Source organism: Flavobacterium sp. KKT103 (assembly GCF_055640565.1).
On record NZ_CM145766.1, the window covers coordinates 325,830 to 348,738 of the forward strand.

Annotated in this window: 14 protein-coding genes; all 14 read right to left on the reverse strand. The window is 35.3% G+C overall.

From position 1 onward, the window contains the following. Positions 1-2 precede the first annotated feature (2 nt). The 14 genes from cyoE to ACZ2G0_RS01480 all read right to left on the reverse strand — a co-directional run bounded on the left by cyoE (position 3) and on the right by ACZ2G0_RS01480 (position 22,902). Positions 3-905, reverse strand: coding sequence for a heme o synthase (gene cyoE / locus ACZ2G0_RS01415; RefSeq protein ID WP_470309802.1), 903 nt, complete (start codon positions 903-905; stop codon positions 3-5). A gap of 137 nt (positions 906-1,042) precedes the next feature. Further along, positions 1,043-3,151: an energy transducer TonB gene (locus tag ACZ2G0_RS01420; RefSeq protein WP_470308680.1), complete on the reverse strand. Its 2,109-nt coding sequence runs from the start codon at positions 3,149-3,151 to the stop codon at positions 1,043-1,045. 13 nt (positions 3,152-3,164) lie between these two features. Then, positions 3,165-3,908 carry a deoxyribose-phosphate aldolase gene (gene deoC, locus ACZ2G0_RS01425; protein ID WP_470308681.1) on the reverse strand — a complete coding sequence of 248 codons (744 nt, stop codon included), beginning with the start codon at positions 3,906-3,908 and terminating at the stop codon, positions 3,165-3,167. Between the two features lie 199 nt (positions 3,909-4,107). Next, entirely contained in the window at positions 4,108-4,491 is a 384-nt protein-coding gene (locus tag ACZ2G0_RS01430; RefSeq protein WP_470308682.1) for a VanZ family protein, read from the reverse strand. Further along, on the reverse strand, positions 4,484-4,864 hold the full coding sequence (gene gcvH / locus ACZ2G0_RS01435) for a glycine cleavage system protein GcvH (RefSeq protein WP_470308683.1): 381 nt from the start codon (positions 4,862-4,864) through the stop codon (positions 4,484-4,486). Before gcvH ends, ACZ2G0_RS01430 begins: the two co-directional genes overlap by 8 nt. 85 nt (positions 4,865-4,949) lie before the next feature. After that, entirely contained in the window at positions 4,950-12,098 is a 7,149-nt protein-coding gene (gene sov, locus ACZ2G0_RS01440; protein WP_470308684.1) for a T9SS outer membrane translocon Sov/SprA, read from the reverse strand. 24 nt (positions 12,099-12,122) lie between these two features. Then, a complete protein-coding gene (gene ruvA / locus ACZ2G0_RS01445; protein ID WP_470308685.1) occupies positions 12,123-12,704 on the reverse strand; it encodes a Holliday junction branch migration protein RuvA in 582 nt (193 codons plus the stop codon). 48 nt (positions 12,705-12,752) lie between these two features. Further along, positions 12,753-15,041, reverse strand: coding sequence for an NADP-dependent malic enzyme (locus tag ACZ2G0_RS01450; RefSeq protein WP_470308686.1), 2,289 nt, complete (start codon positions 15,039-15,041; stop codon positions 12,753-12,755). A gap of 156 nt (positions 15,042-15,197) precedes the next feature. Continuing rightward, positions 15,198-15,623: a CBS domain-containing protein gene (locus ACZ2G0_RS01455; protein ID WP_470308687.1), complete on the reverse strand. Its 426-nt coding sequence runs from the start codon at positions 15,621-15,623 to the stop codon at positions 15,198-15,200. A gap of 70 nt (positions 15,624-15,693) precedes the next feature. Next, a complete protein-coding gene (locus ACZ2G0_RS01460; RefSeq protein ID WP_470308688.1) occupies positions 15,694-17,559 on the reverse strand; it encodes a trehalase family glycosidase in 1,866 nt (621 codons plus the stop codon). A 23-nt stretch (positions 17,560-17,582) separates the two neighbouring features. Then, the gene (locus tag ACZ2G0_RS01465) at positions 17,583-18,830 is read right to left on the reverse strand and encodes an MFS transporter (RefSeq protein ID WP_470308689.1); all 1,248 of its coding nucleotides are present in this window, start codon (positions 18,828-18,830) and stop codon (positions 17,583-17,585) included. 78 nt (positions 18,831-18,908) lie between these two features. Then, entirely contained in the window at positions 18,909-20,645 is a 1,737-nt protein-coding gene (locus tag ACZ2G0_RS01470; protein ID WP_470308690.1) for an alpha-amylase family protein, read from the reverse strand. Between the two features lie 6 nt (positions 20,646-20,651). Then, positions 20,652-21,578, reverse strand: coding sequence for a carbohydrate kinase family protein (locus ACZ2G0_RS01475; protein ID WP_470309803.1), 927 nt, complete (start codon positions 21,576-21,578; stop codon positions 20,652-20,654). 16 nt (positions 21,579-21,594) lie between these two features. Then, positions 21,595-22,902 (reverse strand): MFS transporter, encoded by a 1,308-nt coding sequence (locus ACZ2G0_RS01480; RefSeq protein ID WP_470308691.1) that lies wholly within the window; start codon positions 22,900-22,902, stop codon positions 21,595-21,597. Between the last annotated feature and the right edge of the window lie 7 nt (positions 22,903-22,909).

Below are 22,909 nucleotides of genomic sequence, written 5' to 3' on the forward strand. Positions count from 1 at the left end.
AACTATCTTAAAAATTTATCAAATATATAAATCAATTGCAACAAAGTGATGTACAAAACACTCACTAACATCAATGTTCTTGCTGATTTTGTAGTTCTTAATTTATACAAGCGAACCGCATAAAACAGCATCCACATTCCTAATAAAAACACTAACACCCCTGCCACTGGCGAAATAAACAACTTACCGGTAAAACCTAATGTAGGAAGCAACGATGCAATTACTAACCATATCGTATACAATATCACTTGCAGCGCGGTACCTCTATCTTTCTTACCCGTAGGTAACATAAAGAAACCGGCTTTTTCATAATCTTCATATAAAAACCAACCTATCGCCCAGAAATGAGGAAATTGCCAAAAAAACTGAATCAAAAACAAAGTACCTGCTTCGATACCAAAACTACCCGTGGCAGCTACCCAACCCAACATAAAAGGAATTGCTCCTGGAAACGCACCCACAAAAACCGACAATGAAGTCATTGTTTTCAAAGGCGTGTAAACACTCGTATATAAAAATATAGATATCGCCCCAAACATTGCAGTTTTAGGATTAATCATATACAACAAGGCCAACCCAACCACAGTCAGCACACTAGCAACTACTAAAGCCACAGTTGAGGACATTCGACCTGAAGGCACTGGTCTGTTTTTAGTACGATCCATTAAACGATCTAAGTCCTTCTCAATAACTTGATTAAATGCGTTGGAAGCACCAACCATACAATACCCACCGATGACAAGCATCACGAGAACCGACCATTGAAAAGGATTGTTTTGATCAAATCCCAATAGATAACCTGCTATGGAAGAAAACAAAACACTAATAGCTAACCCTGCTTTAGTGATTTCTTTGAAATCTAAGAAGATTGCTTTAAAGGAAAACGTATTAGCCGAAGTGTTCAATTCAGATTGCATTATAGATTATAAAACTGCTGCAAAGGTACGAATTAGATAACGAATTTATTAGCTAGATTTTATATTTTTTCAGACTGTAAATCATAAAAAAACATCTGATTTATTTAACAATTGTTTGCTCAATTTTAATAGTCAAAGTACCAATTAAACACATCTGTTCTTAATCCAATGGAAAACCAACTGGTGTTTTCCTTAAAAGCAGCTGGAGTATTTTTAGTAGGATCAAAGTTTCGATAAATATAACTTACAAATAATTTTAAATTTGTTGCCGGGTTTATTAAATACCCAGCCTGTAAATCAGCAATAATAATAGTTGTTTTATTACCCTGACCCACAACAACACCTGAATCAAAAGGACGGTTTACATCATAGTCTTTATAAATATTTCCTCCATAATTAAATTGATTATCCGTAGTATCAAAATCCAATCCACGCGTTCCCGCAGTTAACTTTGCATCAGCATAATACCTGCCTTTATGATACCTTGCAATGGCTATTAATTCACTAAAATTACCGCCCCATTGATGACCAATATTTTGATTATTATGCCCATAATTTGTAATTGGATCACTATGGGAATACACATACGGACGAACATGATTGTATTCGGCCTGAACAAGTAAATTCTTTACTCCAAAAGCATTATAATACTTTGCCCCTATTTGATAACCATACTTGTTTTTCCAGCTATTATCTCTTTTTTTAATATCACCAAGCGAAAACTCGTCTAGTAGAAATTGTCCATAGATATTAATACTGTTATTCCATTTGAACTTAGATGTTAAACCCAGCAAAGCATTTCCTGTTCTAGCAGAAGAAGCAAATTCTACGGCACGATAAAAAATAATAGGATTCACAAAACTCGCATCGAATCCTCTATTATTAGTATTGGTCCAAATTACAGATTCAAAAAGTCCTAAATTTAATCTATTAGAAACGTTCCAACTCAAATAGTGATTTGCCATGAATTTGGTTGCATACGTTCGTTCCAATGTAACTTCCGGTCGCACATCCTTCAACCACATATAGGTATTAGTGTATTTAATTTTCCAAAAAGTGGTGTTTAATTTCACATAGGGATACGGACTCGCACCATCAGTTGCTAATAAAGATCGATAACCATCTCCAATAAAATTTTTACCATATCCAAGCTGCAAATCAAAAAATTTATTTGGCGTAAAGGTAATATTAGCATCCGCCAAAGGAAAGTCGAACGAATCCGTTTTAAAATCCTTAGCTATTCCTACTCCAGGAATAATAGCGGGATTACCGCCTGCAGGACGAATTGACTGTGCATATCTATTAAAATAATCAGCAAAACGACCTTGGCTTTCAAAAACGGTTGTTGAAAAAGTAATTTGACTACCTAATCCTCCTCTAAAATTGATTCCACGTGTATTAACGTATGTATAAGCAGCTTTTCCATCTGAAGACTTACCTAATTGCAAATCAACAATAGGATTTAAAGTGAACCAATATCCTTCACCTTGTATTTCAACTAAATTCTCATTCCACAACTTTTTTGCCCACCAATTGGAAGCTTGTCTGTTTAATTTTTGGTTAGCTGCTTGAATGTCGTAATATTTAGAAACTTCGGCATAACTATACGGCTTGGAAGCGGTATGATTGTTACTACCTACTAGGTTTAACTCCCCATCAAATTGCGCATAGCTACTATGTGAAAAAGGAATTCGCAAACTACTTACCAATTCAGGACTATTGTACTTGGTGTATGCAATACGATCCAACTCTGTACTTTTAATTTTTTCAGGAAGTGCCGCCGTTTTAGATTCAACATTTACAGAAACAATCTCGTCAGGATTTTTTAAAGGTATTGCTATGCTAATAGTATAGGTAGCATAAATGGGTTTCCCGTTGTAGGTTGACGGACTGATTTTAGGAAATTTAGTAAAAACTCTTTTAGCCTCTTGTATTAAATTCTCGTCAACAGCATTTACATAAATTACTTTAAAAGCACCTTTAGTATCGACCTCAAAAAGCACTTTTACCTCTCCTTTAAAATTATTTTTCGCCAGGTTTTCAGGCACTACAAAATTTTGAAAAACAAAACCTTGAACCTTACTATAAAAGCAGCTTTCTAAAGCAAGCCCTTCTAAATTCTCACAGCCTGGAAAAACAGGAAACCGTTCAGCCGATAAACTAGAACCGTTTTCTTGGGCTTGTAACAAAAAAGTGAAAAGGGATAAAAACAAAGCTAAAAAACTCTTTTTCATAATGCTCAATATTTTAATATTCTAATTCTGAATTTTGACCATTTGCAATAGCTTTTGCTCCTGATGTACCAATTCTTTTTACTCCTAAACGTATCATAGCAATTGCCTCTTCATACGTTCGCACTCCACCAGCTGCTTTTATAGGAAGCGGGGAAGCATTCTCTAGCATCATTATTATCGAAGGCACAGTGGCTCCGTTAGGCAAACCTCCCTCTGCACTATAAAAACCCGTTGATGACTTAACAAAAACCGAACAGTATTGTTTTTCTTCAAAATTGGTGATGACACAATTTTTAATTAACGCACTCAGTTGAATAATTTGTTTATCGTTAAGTGCAGCAACTTCAATAATCCATTTTACTATTTTGCCATTTTCTAATCCTAGTTGTGTTCCTTTAATAATTTCATCCTTCACAAGATCAATTTCACCAATCTTAAACGCTTCGTAATTGCATACAAAATCCAATTCATCTGCACCATTATCAATAGCTGATTGAGCTTCAAGAAGCTTGTCTTCAATAGCAGACCTACCTTGTGGAAAATCAATTACAGTTCCTATTTGAACTCCTGAACCTGCCTCGGTAATCATCTGTTTTGCCAGCGTCACTTGATCAGGCCTGATCATAATTAACTTAAAGTTTTCATCAATAGTCTCTTTAATACATTGCTGTACCACAAGGATGTTTTCAGCTTCGGACAGTCCTGCCTGTACAGCTGTTTTCAAATATGTAGAATCAAGGAATTGTCTAATATTCATTTTGAAGGCTTTGATTAACTAAAAATTCAAGTGATTGACAAAAATACATTTTATATTTTAAGCAGCTAGTTAAACTTTTTAGTTTTAAATGTCTCGTCTTAAAATCAAAAATAATGAGCTACTTTGTTGTATTTAAACCAAATAAAATGCCCCAAATAGTAGTGAACTTTTTGGGGCATATTAAAAATCGTAAATTTTTTTATACTACTCTTCTATTGAAAATCTTTTTTCCAATTATAAGAAGTAGAACTCCTATTATGGCGCCAATCAAATTAGCTACTACATCAAGAACATCTGCTGAACGGGTTGTTGTAAAGATCGCTTGCATTATCTCAATTGCTATACCATAAAACACCGATAGCGAAAAGGCAAACACTAAGGCCTTAGTACTATAACTCTTGTTGAAGAGCTCATTAAAATACAAAAACCACAACACCACAAATAGTAGATGAAAAGAGGCATGTACTACTTTATCTAAATTGTTAATTGTTACAGAGGGAAGGTCACTTGATTTTATTAAACACAAAAAAAAGATCACCGAAGTCCATAAAACAGCTGCAAATAAAGCACTATTTTTACGCACCAATTAAGGCTGTATACTCCTCACTTGAAAGCAATGCATCATAATCAGCAGTGTTTGCAACTTTGATTTTAATCATCCATCCCGCACCGTAAGGGTCTGAGTTTACTGTTTCAGGTGTGCTTTCCAAATCTTCATTGAAAGCAATCACTTCACCTGCCATAGGCAAGAATAAATCAGATACCGTTTTTACTGCCTCAACAGTTCCAAAAACCTCATCTTTTTCTAGAGTTTGATCTAAAGTTTCAACCTCAACGTAAACGATATCACCTAATTCTTTTTGTGCGAAATGTGTAATACCTACGGTTGCGATATCTCCCTCGATACTAACCCATTCGTGATCTTTAGTATACTTTAAATTTGATGGAATACTCATATAAATTCTTATTGATAATTAATAATTAATTTTTTACTTCACAAATGTAATAATCTTCTATTCAATTCTAGAGAAGAAACTAAAATTAATTCCCGAAATTGTAACGAAGCGTAAATCCAGAACGAATGTTAGTTAGCGGAAATGAAGTTGAAATTACTGCTTTCGAAAAGGAATGATCGTAATAGAAAATTGCCGTAAGGTTTCTGCTAAACGAATAATCAGCAGTGATTTTCATAGACCATATGTTTTGCCCTCCAGCCAACTGATTGTTGTTATAATCCAAATACCTAACTAAAGTTTGATTATTGCGATAAGACAAATCACCTTTAAGGTTGATATCTCCTTTTATTATTCCTGATGGATTATCCGCTAGTCTTGAATTAAAGATTACATCTTTAAAACGATATCCTAGCCCAACTACATATTCGATACCTTTAACTTCCGTTAGCAAATTATTATCAAAACTCATTGACAGCGCACGGTCTTTCTTTATTTCTGTTAGGACCTTCAAAGAACTTTTTAATTCAAAATCCATACGAACTAATGGACTAAATTGCTCCACTAAGTTAATGTTAGACATGATAATTTTGTTGAAAAAATTACCACTACCATCTACTCCATTTGGCGTCTTATCAAACTCAAAATTAGATCGATATTGATTTACAGTATAGGAAGCTCTGTAATTATGTTGAAGTGAAAAACGTTTGAAATTACGCTTAAACACATCAAAACGCATTAATCCATTGTATTTGATATTCCAGTTAGGAATAGGAACATTTCTAAAAATTCCTAGAGAGACATTATCAGCATTTGCTCCTGAATAAGCTGCTAAAAACGCCGGCAACAATACTGCTTGATTGTTTTTACCGTATCCTATTGGATAACCATCTGCATCGAAATTAGCTGGATTATTGACATCGATACCGCGTGCAGTTGCAAGCCTATTGGCCACTACAAACCTATTTGCTCTGAACGCATCAAATGCAGCTGATGCGACCTCATCACTCCTAGAAAATGATGTTTTAATCAATACGGTTGAGACTGAAAACAATCCGTAGGTATAAGGAGATCGTGAATTATATATACCTCCTGCAGACACATCATATTGCTCTGAATAGTTTTCAGACAGGGATCGATCCGCAGTTAAATCAATTTTAAGGTCTGGAAACAAATCAACATTAGCGGTCGATTTGAAAACCTTGTTGGTAACCTGAGTAAAGTTTTGATTGAAATCTTGATAATCTGTCAACCAACCATTTTTAGCCGCTTCATAACGAACATCGTCCTGACTACCAAAAACGAACCCTAATGAAGGTCGAGACGAACCTAGGAATCCTATACTCGGAGTATAACCTGGTAAAACGGTACCACTATTTTCAGTGTAATTTAATTGTATGTTTTTAACACTGGTCAACACGCCCAATAACCCTTTCATAAACTCATTGCTTTGAGCTGGCGCTTGGTTATTATTGACAATCTTCTCCCCTGGTTTAGGAATAGTTGGTTTTGGTTTTGATACCGTACTTGTTCCTTTTTGGGACAACCCTAAATACTTGTACAGCATTTCCATATTTAAATTGGCATTCAAATTATTGGAACGTGCATTTTGAATCGTGTTTCCTAAATTATAACTAGTGTTATCAATTTCGATTTGAGACAAGGCTGTTGAAGCTCTTTGCCAGCTGTAATCACTCGTGTACGAATAGTTAGCTTTTATAAAACTAAATACCGGAATTTTATTGATTGGAATCTCGTAATTCACAACCAGTTGTTGCATGTGTTGATTTGGAGTACCAATATCCCAATAACTATCCCAGATTGTAAAGCTATCGATTGATTGGTTGTTTTGATCTAAATAATTTCGAACAATATTATTTGACGATGCCGTATAACCTAATTTTAATGATTTAGTCAAATTATAGTTGAAACCATACTGATAATTGAACATGAAATTCCTTCTATACAAAGGCTCTAATCCTAAACCTTCCACTTCTACTTGTCGGAATTGCTGACGGTTGTATTGCCTGTTTATATTGGTATTAAACGAAATATTTGAAGGCAAATAATTGAAATTAAAATCACTCAACAGTTTCCAATAACTGCTTTTCTTGAAGAAGCCCGACTTTTTAAAAGGTTCTACCGGTTTTGGTTGAAAGGTAAAAGCGTAATCCACTGAGGTGCTTGCTTGCTGATCAACATACTGTTCTATTTCGTAATCATGGCGTTCAACTTGGTTAAATGATTGTGAAAATGTAAAATTCTCAGGATCGTAAACATGTTGCTTTTGCTCAGGACTACGTTGTTTCCTTACACCAATAAGATTAATACTAGTACGCTTAGTATAATCAATTGCTCTATTAGTAATATTACTTCTGTCCGCTTCGTTAGTTGTGTTTTCTAACAGTTGCTTCAGTTTAATATCTTGGTTAAATGGGTCGTATTGTGGCGTTATAATCTCTTCGCCTATTCCATAATTGAATGGCAAATTGATTCCCCACTTTTGCGGAAGCAACTTACCTAAGTTTATATTGGTAACGACATTATATTGCTGGATGTCTTCGCGACGTCGTTCATTAGGACCTTGCTCTACCGTTCCAAAACCAATGGTGCTTTTCTTACCGGTGGCAGAAACAGTTGCAAAATCAGCTAAATTAGTATCAACATTCAATACCGCCGCCATACCTCCTTGGTTGTCCATATCAGCCAAACGAAGCTCATTAAACCACACCTCTCCTTTAATATCTTGGATGGTCTCTTTACTTTTAACACCAACCATTAAGGTACGAACAAATCCAAAATTAGGATTCCCTTTAATTCCCAACCTTAATTTATTGATTTTATTTGACAAGGCAGGATCAAGCTGGTCTTCCTCTTGGTAGTAAATTCCGTCAGCAGGTAAGGTGCTCAAATCAATTCCCATTGCCATAATTTTCAACTGGGTTAATAAGGCTAATGAAAGATCAATATTATTATCAGCTGGCCAAACAGCCTCAGCGCTCAAAGGCGAACAATTAGTTTGCGAATTTGACGATGGCGTTGTTACTTTTAACGGTATTTCAATTTGATAAAAATTCTGCGTAAAGTCATTACCAAATCTTATGAATCCAACCATTTGATCATCTCTTAATACAGGTTGGTTAGGTAAAGATTCAGCATGTAAAAACATTTTAAGTTTTTTAAATTGACGCATGTCGATACTCACATTTTTAAATACCGCTCTAGAATCTCCAGGCTCTAATCCGTCACCGGAAACACGCAATGACAACGACTGCTCATTTTGATTGATAAGTGTATTATTATTGTACAATTGCTCTCTTCTCACATCAGGAGGAACAATGTAATTCACTGGACATCTTTCGTTGTTTTCTTGAATATTTACTGCTAATACATCTAGTGTTGTATTGTCATCCGACACATTAGTGTCATTAAAATCTAAGGTATTGGTATACCTTCTCCAATCACCACGAATAAGGTCCAAAGCTCCAAAACGCATGGTTACATTATTAGTAAATCCCGTCATGAACATTCTCATAAAACGGATAGATCTAAAATCAGAAATATTTCCGATTGTATTTTCTGGCTGTGAAACCGGTATTTTAAATTGTATCCATCGTGCATCAGTTACTTCGCCGTTAGCGAGTGTTACCTGTGTATTTCGAATATCAGTAATGTAATTTTGTCCCACTGCCATATTAGGCGCCATTTCAATGCTATATTCATAATAAGCATTGATTGTATTCATGGTATTATCCTTATTCACATCTTCAACATCAGGAACTGTACTGGATGCTCTATTTGGATTATTAATGTCCACATTTGAATTTCCATCAACTCCATTATAGTTTTTGTAACGGTCTACGATTCCTCCCGAAGTATTTAGATAATACGTGTAATCATCCCCAGCAGGATCCGGATCCGATGCGTAATTAGTGTAAACTGCACCTTCTTTTGAATTTGGCAAACCGTCTAAACCTACGTCTTGATTGGCTCTAGTATCAGCATTAGTATCAAAGGCATAGATTAAAGACTGCGAGGCAGGAACATCTCCCCATATAGGTCTTGGATTAACCAAAATTTGATCAGGCCCTAAACCATTTTCATATTGTTTTCTTCCATCCTTAAGTACATCCTCTGCTATTTCACCTAAATTAAAGTAAATTTTACCCACATTACTAGGTGTAGTTTTACCATTACCCACATAAGGATCTAAAATCCAAAGTTGAATATATTCTACATTTCCTTGCTCGAAATTAGTAGAGTTGATTGACCTCATAATACCTCCAAAATTATCTCTTGGGCTTAAAGCAAAATTAGTGCTGTTATTATAAGGACCTCTTTCTGATGGATAATAGGTAAGGTCTAACGTATTGATGACTTGTGACTGCCCTTGCGCGATATCAGTTAATGGGTAGAGTTCCTCACTAAAAATTCGTCTGGTGGAATTAAATGAAAGGTCATCATTAGTAATACCAGCTGGTTTTTGTGCATAAAATATTGGGTCAATAGTGTACCACGCCATTTTTGCTCTCTTGAAACCGTAGCTTAAATCATTTGCCGAAGCATTAAAATCATACGTACTACGTGCATTCCTATCCGGTGTAGAAGCTAAGCTCCACGCAAAAGCTGAACGCATATCTATTGTTGATTGCGAACCTTCGAAATCATCTACATAAATAGTAGATTCTCCCTCAAAACGGTCTGCCTTGGGTGTATCCGGTTGCAAAAATGCAATTTCTCCCCTTACTGATAAATTAGACGGAACATCAGTGTCAATGTTAGGTAATTTATTAACTAGTCGTGTTAAAAAAGGGACCTCAGTAGAAAAGTTAGTGTTAAGTCCAAAAATAGTATTATTCACTGATTCTTGTCCAAAACTAGATTTTTGGGTATAAGGGCGTTCAGACATTTTAATGTAGGTAGCCCCAATCAAGAAGTTATCTGAAATTTTATGTTCGACATTTACTCCTATAAAACGGCGTGTTTGTTGTCCAAAAATAGAGTTATTCTCAACAGAAACGTTGATAGGTGTATTCGAGGCTTGGAGTGAAGGATCTAAAATTTGAACCGTCCCCAATTGATAATTTACGCTGTAATCAATTCCTTCAATTAAAACGCGACCACCGGCAGTTACCACTACTGAACCTTGCGGCACATTGTAGGCTCCAATTGGTATTCCGTCTGTGGCAGAAGATTTATACTTTCCTCTCAAAAGGAATTTGTTTTTTTCACTATCCTGCAACGCACCTGATTGGGTATTGCGATACATGTTTCTAAAAACATATTTACTTTGGTTTGCATTATAAGTCGCTGCATCATTGTAATTTTCAGCCGAACCTGCATTAGATAATTTAGAAAACAGTAATTCTCCAAAAGGTTCCTTTGTGGTAAAAATTATACGACCGTTTTGTGCGTCTATTGTAATACCCGGGATAAAGTCATAAAAACCATCTCCACCGGTTTGACGGTCATTATTATAATTGAGTTTATCTAAGTTAAAAACTTGTAATAAAGGAGTTTGTTCTACTTTGTTATCAGCTGTTGGATTTGCTGGAAAAGGACTACCGTCGACTGCCGATATATAATTTAAAGGCGACGGATCAGTATAAAGAATATTAAATCTTAAATCCTCTTGCTTGATTTGATATGCTCCTTGAATTTGATAAATATTTTTCATCATCAAATTCCAAACTGGGTTCTTTACATTAGTTAAATTACTTTTCAGCATTTTCAAAATCAAACTTTGCGTAATAACCGCTTGGGATGATTGTGGTGTTCCTGTAACCAGAGTCGCATCTACACCATCATTACCAAACTCTCCTACACGGTACACCTTATCGCCTATAGTGTACTCGTACGCAACAGCTAATATCTCATCATTAGTTAAACGCTGTTGCAAGGAGATGTATCCAAGTTGCGCATTATAGGTATATTCGTTTGACGTTAATTTACGTGCGTTTTCAAGTTTTGAATAGTCTTGACCTTCACTAACTGTTGCATTGAAACCAGAACTCGCCGTAGCAATTTCTCTAATATTGTTGTTTAAAAGCCCCGTTCCGAGTTTAATTTGTGCCGGATCATAATCGTTATTAGAGTTATCCGCAGGAGAATCAGTAGGGTTGTTGAAAATTCCTGTAGATGGGTCTAAAACTACGACTTCGTTATCAGCAAGTCCCGTTAATCGGGCTTCACCCAAATCCTGAAGTGCAATAACATTTCTAAGGTTATTAGAAGTAGTGTTTAATCGTGTTTGTTTATTGGTAACCCAAACCTCAATTCTGGTAATTTGAGCTCTACTATCTACAAAAGGGTAATTTTTAAGAGCGGCATCGTATTTATTTCTAAAATACTGCGAAAGAAAAAAGTGCCTGTCGTTGTCGTAATCTAAAGCAAACATTTCAAAATCCTGAAGCGTACCTCCACCTTGTGAAACTACACTTTTGGTTTGCGATTTTTGCTCTGAGAACACACCTGTTACTGTAGTTTTACCAAATTGCAACTGTGTTTTAACTCCAAATAAACTTTGCGCCCCTCTAATTAAAGAACTGTTTAAAGGCATACTTACGTTACCAACTTCAATTTTTTGAATGATATCATCCTCTGAAGGTGCGTATTCTAACTTAAATAAATTTTGAAATGCAAAGGTAGATTGCGTATCGTAATTAGCATTTACATTTAATCTCGTTCCTACCTTCCCTACTAGACTCATGCTGATCCTTTGATCAAAATCAAAAGATAGATTCGAGCGATTTCTTGGTGAAAAAGAGGGGTTATCTTGTTTTGTGTATCGGGCTCCCAAATCCATTTCTACAGATCCTGTAGGCTTTACATCGATGGTATTACTACCAAAAATAGATTCAAAAAGACCTGAATTGACGTAATATTTAGGTAATAAATCTTTTTTAGCTTCCTCACTACCTTCTTTTTTTCCATCGATAGCATCACTCTTTTTCTTGAAATAATTCCGCATGGATTCTTTCAAGACTAATCTTTCGTATTCTTTTGGAGTTAATATTATAGGATAATTAATAGAAAACCCGTCTACTGAATTGGTATAGATATACCTATCCGTAACGGGATCATATTTGTACGCTGATAATACACTTTGTGGGTCTTTCAATTGAACTTTTCCAACCGAAAATCCATTTTTAATTGTATCCTGCGGCTCTTTTTTAACTTGAGCTAGTGATACAAAACCACAAAATAAAACAAGAAAAAAAACAGTAATTTTATGCATACAATTCGAGTTTCTCAATTCCTTTTATAGATTTTTTAATGCTTTTTTAATAATTGATTCCACAGAAGCTTCTGGGTCCTCTTTTACAATCTTTTCAATAATTTTCTCCGAAGTTTTACGAACAAAACCTAAGACTTCTAAAGCAGATAACGCCTCATCTCTGTTTGTATTGCTTTGTACCATCGAAACTTCGTCTAAATCGTACAACTTAAGTACTTTTTCTTTTAAATCGAGAATTACTCTTTGCGCCGTCTTAACTCCAATACCTTTTATGGACTGTACCGTTGAGACATCTCCTGAGCCAATTGCCTCTATAATTTGCCTTGGCTCTAAAGAGGATAACATCGTTCTAGCAATACTAGCACCAATTCCTGAAACAGAAATTAGCAGCTTAAATATTTCTCTTTCCGACTTCTCAAAAAAACCAAATAAAGTATGCGAATCTTCTTTTACTTGCAGATGGGTAAATAATTTAATAAAATCAGCATTTGGCAATAACGAATAGGTATGCAATGAAATATTAACTTGATATCCAACGCCGCCGCAGTCTATTACAACTTCCGTTGGAGTTTTTTCTACTAATTTACCTTGTAAGTGTGCAATCATGTTTACTGTATTAAAGTACTTTAAAATATATCTGCAAGCTAAATGAAATTAAACTTTAACTACTTTCTTTTTTTGCTTTTCTTGCGCATCAATAACAGCTATTGCTGTCATATTAACCATTTCTTCAACACTGGCTCCTAGTTGAAAAATATGAACTGGCTTGCTAAGCCCCAACATAATAGGTCCTATTGAATCTATCTTATTCAATTCCTTTAGTAGTTTATAGGTTATGTTCGCCGAATCTAAATTAGGAAAGATTAAGGTATTTACTTTTTTCCCTGCTAATTTAGAAAAAGGAAACTTCTCTTTTAACATTTCAGGATTTAAAGCAAAATCAGCCTGCACTTCTCCGTCGATAATTAAATCAGGATGGTGCTCATGCAAATAGGCAACTGCTTCTCTAACTTTCGATGCCTTTAAATTTGTCGATGAACCAAAATTAGAAAATGAAACCATTGCTATAACTGGCTCAACACCAAACATTCTTGCTGTTTTTGCCGTCATAATTGCAATTTTCGCCAAATCATCAGCTGATGGGTCGATATTAATTGCTGTATCAGATAAAAACATTGGACCACGAGAAGTCATCATCATGTTAGTGGTTGCGATAATCGATGCTCCACTGGCTTTATCGATAAGTTGCAACATTGGTTTTACTACAGAGGAGTAACTTCTAGAATGCCCTGTAACCAGTCCATCAGCATCACCCTCGTTTACCATCATCGCAGCAAAATAGTTACGTTCCCGCATTAATTTTTGGGCATCATATAACGAAATTCCTTTTCGCTTTCTAGATTCCCAGTAAATCGTGGCAAACTTATTTCGTCTTACATCTTCTTCTTTTATCTTAGGATCTATAATTTCAAGATCGGCATAAAAACCAAGTTCTTCTTTTAGTTCTAAGATGATTTCTTTATTTCCTAATAAAATAGGGTGACAAATTCCATCTTCAAATGCAATTTGTGCTGCTTTCAACACATCTAAGTGATCTGCTTCTGCAAAAACTATTCTTTTAGGTTCGATTTTAGCTCTATTGGTAATCAAGCGAACCATTTTATTGTCATTCCCTAGGCGCCCCAAAAGTTCTTCTTCGTACTTATCCCAATCAGTGATAGGATTTAAAGCAACTCCGGATTCCATAGCTGCTTTTGCCACAGCAGGAGCAACGATACTAATTAATCTTGGGTCAAATGGTTTTGGAATAATATAATCTCTACCAAAATTCAGTTTAGTTTCTCCGTAAGCGATATTAACCTGCTCAGGAACCGACTCTTTTGCCAATAAAGCCAATGCTTTGACAGCAGCCATCTTCATTGCCTCATTAATCTTAGTAGCTCGAACATCCAACGCACCTCTAAATATGTAAGGAAAACCTAAAACATTGTTTACTTGATTTGGATAATCAGATCTTCCCGTTGCCATTATAAGATCACTTCTTGTGGCGATAGCAAGATTGTACTCGATTTCCGGATCAGGATTGGCCATAGCGAAAACGATAGGATCGTTAGCCATTCCCAATAACATATCAGGGGTTAAAATATTCCCAGCAGATAATCCTAGGAAAACATCCGCTCCTTTTAAAGCCTCTTTTAGAGTAATTCCTGCGATTCCTTTAGAATATCTTAGTTGCAAAGGTGATAAATCAGTTCTTTCAGAAGATAGAACGCCATCTTTATCAAACATGATAATATTGTCAGGATTGATTCCTAAAAGCACGTACAAGTTAGCACACGCCAAGGCAGCAGATCCCGCTCCGGACACTACTAGCTTTGTATCAGCCACTTCTTTCCCTGCCAATTCAAGCGCATTTAAAAGTGCTGCTGAGGAGATAATTGCCGTACCATGCTGATCGTCATGCATGACTGGAATATTCAATTCCTCGACTAACCTACGCTCAATTTCAAATGACTCAGGCGCTTTGATATCTTCTAAATTTATTCCACCAAACGTTGGTGCAATATTTTTTACTGTTTGTATAAATTCTTCGATGTCTTTTGTTCCTATTTCGATATCAAAAACATCAATATCTGCAAATATTTTGAACAATAAACCTTTTCCTTCCATTACTGGTTTTGAAGCCTCAGGTCCTATATCACCCAATCCTAAAACGGCAGTACCATTTGTTATTACCGCTACAAGATTTCCCTTGGCGGTATATTTGTATACATTATTTACATCTTTAGCGATTTCTAAGCAAGGCTCAGCAACTCCGGGAGAATAAGCCAAGGATAAATCTCTTTGAGTTGCATATTTCTTAGTAGGCACTACTTGAATCTTTCCTGGTGTAGGTTTAGCATGATATAATAATGCTTCTCTTCTTTTGCTATCTTTATTCATTTTGCATGATTTTATTCTAGCTCACAAAGATATAAGTCTAGACGTAAAAACAGTCTTTTAAAATGGTCTTTTGTAAAAAAAGCCTTTTTCTTTTGTTACATAAAAAAAGCCACAAGAATTCGCAGCTATTTATAAGTTTGATTATGAACTACTTATTTACTGTGAAATATAGGAATCAAGATGTTCAATGGTTGTTTTTTGAATTTCAATAATTGCATTTACGACATCACCCATTGAAATTATACCAACGACCTTTTGATTGTCAACAACTGGCAAATGCCTGATTTTTTTGGTGCTCATCAAAGCCATACAATCATCTATTTTATCAGATGGAGAAATCGTAACTAAGTCGGTATCCATAATTTCATGAACAAAGGTGTCTTTTGAAGCTTTGTCTTTTAAAACTACTTTTCTAGCATAATCTCTTTCGGATAAAATTCCTTTTAAAATAGCATCTTCAATAATTAAAACGACACCGATGTTTTTTTCTCCCATCACTTTTATGGCTTCGTATACCGTGATTGTTGAAGTTACTGAAAAAACCGCATTCCCTTTCTTGCTTAATATTTGATTTACAGTCATATTGATGGATTTTAGTGGACTCTAAAGTTAAATAAAATTGTCTATAAAAAACAAGCAATCGGTAAAAATGCTAAAATATTTCTTCAGGCGGCACTAGTTGATTTAGTTTAGCTTTCAATGATTCATTAATTATTTGCAAACCCATTTGATAGGATGCATTTACCCATCCAAAACCTTCCTTGGCTATATAATCAAATTCTGTCCCCACATTTCCGTATTCAGCGAAAACTTTGTGCGAGCTAATTTCTAAATCAAATTTTTCTGGTATGGTACCGTTATATTCCACTGCATTAGTAGTAATCAACCACAGCCAGCGGTAGGCCATTTCTTGCGCTTTCTCCTTAAAACCATACTGTAACAGCCCTTGCCATAACAGTACTTGATGCGGTGCCCAACCAAAAGGATAGTCCCACTGTCTTTGAGGTGCATCAGGAGGGAAAAGAGCACTACTACCAATCGTACTACCTGTAATACCACCAGCCATTGTAAATTGAGGCAATGCATTTTCTACTAATTTTTTAGCTTGTTGTTCACTACACAAGCCAGCCCAAAGCGGAAAGAAAGTAGTAGCTGCTTCAAATGGCATTTGCTTTTTGTTGATAAAATCATAATCCAAATACATATTGGCGGTTTCATTCCAACATAATTCATCCATTTTGCTTTTTCTAAATTCAGCCTTAGCATCCCATTCAGCAGCAGTATAGATTATATCATTCAATTGTAGTGATCCGCCAAAGAATGCTGCAATTAGATACGATATGTCTTTTTCATATTTATACAAGAAACTATTTACATCAACTGAATTTAAATTAGCGCAAACGCCAATTAATCGATTTGTGGTATCGTGTCCGCTCTCTCTCAAGCTGCGATCATGAACAAAATAGTCGTCTAGTTCAGTATCAATAATCGTTCGATTCAAATAATGTCTTTCGAACTCCCTAATTGGTAAATTGCATTTAAGAGCGAAGGGCGCTAAAATATCATCAAAATGTCCCGGTTCTACCTCAAAAGGCATTCCCTCTCCACCTGACTTATACCTATTTAAACCTGTATTGGTCAATCGTTCTCCAGGCACCATCCAAACAGTGTTGTATTCTAAAATTACTGTTTGTACATGTTCTCGCAGCCAATCAAGATCCGGAATTTTAGTCTGCACAATGTCCACTAATAAAGAGGAATACAAAGGAGGTTGCGTTCTCGTTAAATAATAACTTCTATTTGCATTTAAAATTTTACCGTAATGAAGAATTTGATATTTAAAATTATCGGCAATTGCCATAGCTTTTTCAAGTTGGTTGTCAATTAACAATCCTGCACCTATAAAATAACTATCCCAACCATACATTTCATTAAATCGCCCTCCGGGAATTACAAACGGAATTCCCTGCAAACTGCCCGACTCCTGACGTAAACCCAATGCGAGAATTCCAGGCTTTGTATTTAAAGTGGCCACATACTCCTCAGTATATCCTAACGGTAAGACCTCAACTTTAAAATTTTTGAGCTCTTTTTCTAAAGTTGTAAAATAGTTCACCCCTTGAACATCTTTGGCAGAGATGTACAAAGTAGGGATTTCATTGGTTGTTTTTTCGTCTTTTAGAATTTGCTCTAAGCCTTTTTTATCAATAGTTCTGGTAAGTTCGTTCCAATAATCATCTCTAATTTTTCTCGAAATTCGGTCAACTGGTTTTTCTTGTATTCTTGCCAAATCCAGTGTTGCAATTGCAATTCCATTTTCTTTATGAACGGCGAGCTCTTGCAGCAAATTAGCAAGGAAGTAGGTACCCTCAATAACTGTTTCGACCTTAGTTTTTTGATCTACTAAAGTAAAACGCTTGGGTCCCACGTCATCCTTGGTGATTTTTTTATCGTTATCTGTATCTTCCTGAAGTAAAAGATCGCGAAAAACGGTTGCTATGTCGACTACAATTTTCATATTAGTTATCCTTGTAATTATTACTAGTGACCTTTGTTATTAAAAGCTATAACCTCCAAATTGTTCGCTGTTAATTTTTTTAAGATAAAAAAAGAAACAAGCAATAACGACATCGGAATCAAAGTATAATAAAAAGCATTTTCTGGACCTACATTTTTAAACAAATAGCCAACTATTCGAGATCCCATTGTACCGCCTAAAGCTGAAAAAACTACAATAAGTCCTGTCATAGCGCTGTGCAAACTTTTTGGTAACGCACTAAGCACAACCGAGTTTAGCAAGGGATAAATGGGAGCAATGAATAATCCAACAATTGGAAAAGCAAATCCAATTAAGGGTATATCTCCCAAAGAGTTAATTTCTTTCACATCCAATCCTACTGTTTGTGGCAACACAAAAACTACTAAAAGCATGGCCATAGTTATACAAAAGCTGAGAATCCAAATCCAATTTATTTTTCTAGTTAAAACTCCAGCTAATAAGCGACCTGCTGCTAAAGAAATAGCGAGAATACTAGCCATCATAATACTAATGTTTTCAGGAAGGTGTAGCACTTTACTGTTAAATGTTGGCAACCATGACATAATTCCCTGTTCAATCATCACAAATAAAAAGGCACTAATCACAAAAACGATTGTCAATAATTTTGCAAAAAGTTGGAACATCTGGGCAAAATCATCCATAAAATTCGCGCCCGGAATCGCTACTTCTTTCTCGAATTTCGTAAAAAACAAAAACAGAAATGAAAGAAAAGAAATTGCCGCCAAAAGCCAATAAACGTTCAACCAGGCATCTGGATCTTGAACAGAATTAAAAGCAGGGAATAAAAAATAGGCCAGGGCTATACCAATCATAAAAACCCCTTCGATACTACTCATTAAACTATTATGCTCCTTTTGATTATTGGTAACCGTGCCAATTAGAGAATAAACAGAGACTTTTATCAATGCAAATGAAACGCCAACGGTAGCGAATAAAACCTTAGCCATATCGAACGAATTTCCAAAATACATACCTAAACAAGCCAAAGTTACGAGACCCAAACCAGCCAACATCGCTTTTTTATAACCAATACGTGGTAAAAAAGAAGCAATTAAAAAAGAGACGATAGCAATTGGTAAATCTTTGTAAGCCTCTAATATACTCGCTTGTAGTTCATCGACCCCGTAATTTAATTGTGATTTAAAAATTACAATCCCAACGCTGTTTAATAAAATCGCAAATACAAAGTAGTTGAGATACATGGCTAGTTTAACGGTGTTTTTTTTCATAATTTCTCTAACTACTGCTTGTTACACGATTTATATGCTTTCAAAATATTTCTAAATGTAAGACATTTTTTTTGGCTATTAAAAGCGCAGTATTTTTACTGTTCCATTTTCAATTTGTTCAATGGCAAAACTATAGTTTTTTAGATTTGCCTTCAAATGAATTGCTGTACTATGATTAGTCCATTTGATATCTATACCTTCTGCTAGTGAGTCATCAATAGCAACCGATCCTAAAAATGCTTCGCATGTATTTCGCAATCGAATTATTTCCAGTTGTTTTTGGACAATAGCTTTATGTAATCCTTGATTAACATCGCCCATTGTTAAAGCGGTCCGATTAATTTCTTTATGACCTGCGCTTCCGCTATTATCAGCTGCTTCATAATTGTTTTTACCTGCAAAAACATCCAAATACCAAACCTGAGGTGTTCCCGGCATAAACATTTGAACTGCACGAGCCAAAAGTAATTTTTGATCATCTTCACCTAAAGCACTAAAAAAGGTGGCATTAACTTGATAATAAGAGATCTTTTTACCCGATGGATCATACAGGTTTTTAACTCTCCCGCCTCTTTCCATAATGGTGGTCATGATCGATTCAATCTCATCATCTTCTAACAAACCGTTATAATAAACACCATTTTTTTCCTTCCCTTTCAAGTCTAAAACTGGTATTCCATCATGACAACCCAGCATGTTAACTGTTTTGTAGCCTTTCAAAACTATTTCTTTAGCCCACTGTAATAACGCTTTACTTGAACGAGTTTCAATAGTATGAATCATCAAACCAGGTAAGAAAAAATCATAAATAGTGTACCCTTTATTTGCTACTTCGTCATGCAAATGCAAGCCATATTCAGCATGGATTTCAGGCAACAGCAGTAAGTCGTTTTCTTGCGCTATTTTTTTTATGCGCTCTAAATAGTCCCAGGTTCCTGGTGTATTGAAAAAATTAGTTTCACCAACCATTTTATGCAAATAAGCAAAAGCATCTAAACGAAGGATATTACACCCATAAGCACTTAGCTTTTTGAGTGTTTCTTCGTAGAATTCCCAAACTAATGGTGAGGCTGCATTCACATCCATTTGACCAAGATAGGATCGCTTTTCTTCTACAATTTCCAAAATTACTGACTTAAAAGCATTCAATTCCTGAAAATCTATGGCTTGAAAATCTTGATGTTCAACTATGGCACGATTCACTTTTTCAAGTAAAGCGTTACGTTGTAAATCAGTCAAACCCACAATGCTTTGTATATCATCTAAAGTAAGCGTACTGTATGTGATTTGTTGGTAAAAGGTGTTCCAGTACGGCTGCTCAGTACCATCTGGAAAACGAACTTTTAAAACTGGAAGTCCTGATTTCCTCATGAATAACTTGCTCAGAAATTCTGGTTTAGGAATTACAATTCCATCCTCATTTATTTCTCCATTTCCTTCCCAGAATTCATTCCAATTTATAAAAAAATCTTTGTATTTAGATTGATTTCCATTTAGAATCAGGTCTTTAAATTGCGGTGACGCAACGGAAAGATGGTTTAATACAATATCAAACTTTAGTTTAATATTCAACTTTTCTAATACAACCAAGTCTTGTGTGCTTACTAAATCGTTGTTTAGGTCATAGTCAATGATTGAAAATCCTCTATCTAAATCACTATTAAAAAAGGTTGGCAACACATACAACAAAGAGAAGACATCCTTGAACTCCGGCATTTGAAGCATAGTCACTGTATCACTAAGCTTTTCTCCAATACTATCTGGATACGCATTAAGCATCACACCATGATTGATGTTTTTATCATTTTCCTCCATACTAGTTTATAAAAGTTTAGATAGAATGTTAATATTATCAGGTAATCTACCCACATTTTGCAATTTTAAAGCCGCTAATTTCAAAGCAATATCTAAACATTCATTGATGTTCTTTTCCTTGAGAAAAGCAAATAAAAACCCAGACCAGAAAGCATCACCAGCCCCTGTCGAATCCATTATTTTATCTATTTTTATTGCAGGCATTTGAATTACATCCTTGCCTCTTTGCGCTAATTTGACCCCTTTACCTCCCAAGGTTAGACAGACAACATCCACTCCTTGATCATGAAAAAATTTAAATATTTCGTCATGAGGGAGTTCTTTTTCAAAAAGCCGAATCATATCATCTTCACTAATTTTTATCAGAGGATTGTACTGACAATAGTTTTTGATGACCTTAAAAGCTTTTTTTTGACTTTTCCAAAGCTTGGATGCATAGTTAACATCAATACTTAATTTACAACCTAAAGCATGCGCTTCTTTGGCTTTTGCTAAAATCGTTTTTTGCGCAGGATTTTTGCTCAAGGCAAAACAGGTAGTATGAAATATTTTAGTTCTTGATAATAATTCTTTTGAAATTTGGTCTTCATATATACAACAATCGGCAGCTCGATATGGTATAAAATCAGGAGTGCCTTCGGACCTTGAAACAAAAATAACGCTGGTTGCCTTATTCTCGACTACATTTAAAAAACTTGTATTTATGCCATTAGTAGACAAGCGTTCATTAATATAGGTTCCGAAACCATCATTCCCAACTGTAGCTACCAACAGGGTGTTTAATCCTAATCGGGTGGCATTCATGGCAACATTAGTAGGTGACCCTCCTAAATACCTGTGATAATCTCTAGTTTGATTAATTAATACACCTTCTTGATGACCAATAAAATCGATAAGAACTTCACCTACACAAAGAATATCTATTTCCTCCATTCTATTATCTTTAAAATTATTCAATTATTCTCTGTTTTTTAGTTTTGATAAATAATGTAAATACGGCTGCTAATGCTAATAATATCCCCGCAAACGTAATGGCTAAACGTGAATCATTATTTAAAAAATTCTTAAGGATATAACCAAATGACACGTTTTGAATAATCATTGGTATAACAATCATCATATTAATAATTCCCATATAAACACCATATCTTTCCTTTGGAATAACCGCAACTACCATCAAATAGGGTATTCCCATCATACTAGCCCATGCTATCCCATAACCTATGATGACTGCAAAAAATAAATATTCATTTTGAACCATTGGAAAACATAAAAAGGATACCGCTCCAAAAACTAAACAAACAAAATGAATCATTTTTGCCCCATACTTCTTAGCTAATTTTGCTAGATAGAAGGCAATCGAAAAAGTTACAATAAATCCAAAAGCACCTATTAAACCATTCCATTCTACGGCTTTTTCATAGCCTACTGCATCTTTAGGTGTAACATTCCATACTGACAAGGCAATACTTTTAGAGTTGTTTTGCCAATAACACATCATAGCATACCATTGAAACAAATACACAATAAACAATTGCCACATAACTAAAGGCATTTCAAGAACCGCTTTGTAAATATCAATAAAAGGTGAAAACAACTTTAAGGGCTCTGCTTTTAAAGCTGCGAGTTCCTCTGCTGATGGGGGAATCTCTTTTGTTTTACTCATACTCCAAAAAATGGACGTCACAGATAATACCGCACCTAGAAAAAAGGACGCATAAATCCAGGTTGGTAACGACCCCGTGTAACCTACGAAAACAATTGGAAATAAAAACAGTGAGATGTACGCTAAAAATTGTCCAAAACCAGTAAAAAAACTTTGCGCTTGAAAACCCATTGGCTGTTGTTCTTCGGTAAGTGTATCAGCAATAAAGGCCCTGTACGGTTCCATTGCTGTGTTGTTACCAACATCTAAAATCCACAACAACCCTGCTGCCATCCAAAGCGAGCTGCTAAAAGGAAAAAGAAAAAGCGCTATGCTACAAACGATTGCACCAATAAAAAAATAAGGTTTCCTCCTTCCCCATCTAGGATGCCATGTCTTGTCACTCATTGCACCAATTATGGGTTGAATGAGTAGCCCTGTCAAAGGTCCCGCTAGGTTTAAAAGTGGAATTTGATCTGGGCTTGCATGCAAAAAATCATAGATAGGATTCACAGCACTTTGCTGTAAACCAAAACTGTATTGAATACCAAAAAAACCAACATTCATATTGATTATTTGCCAAAAGCTAAGTTTTATTTTAGGTACATTCATTTGCTGG

Bases quoted from the DNA above. Each gene is read 5' to 3' on its own strand.
- ACZ2G0_RS01455 (WP_470308687.1), bottom strand. From the start codon at position 15,623: ATGACTGTAAATCAAATATTAAGCAAGAAAGGGAATGCGGTTTTTTCA.
- ACZ2G0_RS01460 (WP_470308688.1), bottom strand. From the start codon at position 17,559: ATGAAAATTGTAGTCGACATAGCAACCGTTTTTCGCGATCTTTTACTT.
- ACZ2G0_RS01465 (WP_470308689.1), bottom strand. From the start codon at position 18,830: ATGAAAAAAAACACCGTTAAACTAGCCATGTATCTCAACTACTTTGTA.
- ACZ2G0_RS01475 (WP_470309803.1), bottom strand. From the start codon at position 21,578: ATGGAGGAAATAGATATTCTTTGTGTAGGTGAAGTTCTTATCGATTTT.
- deoC (WP_470308681.1), bottom strand. From the start codon at position 3,908: ATGAATATTAGACAATTCCTTGATTCTACATATTTGAAAACAGCTGTA.
- ACZ2G0_RS01480 (WP_470308691.1), bottom strand. From the start codon at position 22,902: ATGAATGTACCTAAAATAAAACTTAGCTTTTGGCAAATAATCAATATG.
- ACZ2G0_RS01420 (WP_470308680.1), bottom strand. From the start codon at position 3,151: ATGAAAAAGAGTTTTTTAGCTTTGTTTTTATCCCTTTTCACTTTTTTG.
- ACZ2G0_RS01470 (WP_470308690.1), bottom strand. From the start codon at position 20,645: ATGGAGGAAAATGATAAAAACATCAATCATGGTGTGATGCTTAATGCG.
- ACZ2G0_RS01450 (WP_470308686.1), bottom strand. From the start codon at position 15,041: ATGAATAAAGATAGCAAAAGAAGAGAAGCATTATTATATCATGCTAAA.
- sov (WP_470308684.1), bottom strand. From the start codon at position 12,098: ATGCATAAAATTACTGTTTTTTTTCTTGTTTTATTTTGTGGTTTTGTA.
- ruvA (WP_470308685.1), bottom strand. From the start codon at position 12,704: ATGATTGCACACTTACAAGGTAAATTAGTAGAAAAAACTCCAACGGAA.
- gcvH (WP_470308683.1), bottom strand. From the start codon at position 4,864: ATGAGTATTCCATCAAATTTAAAGTATACTAAAGATCACGAATGGGTT.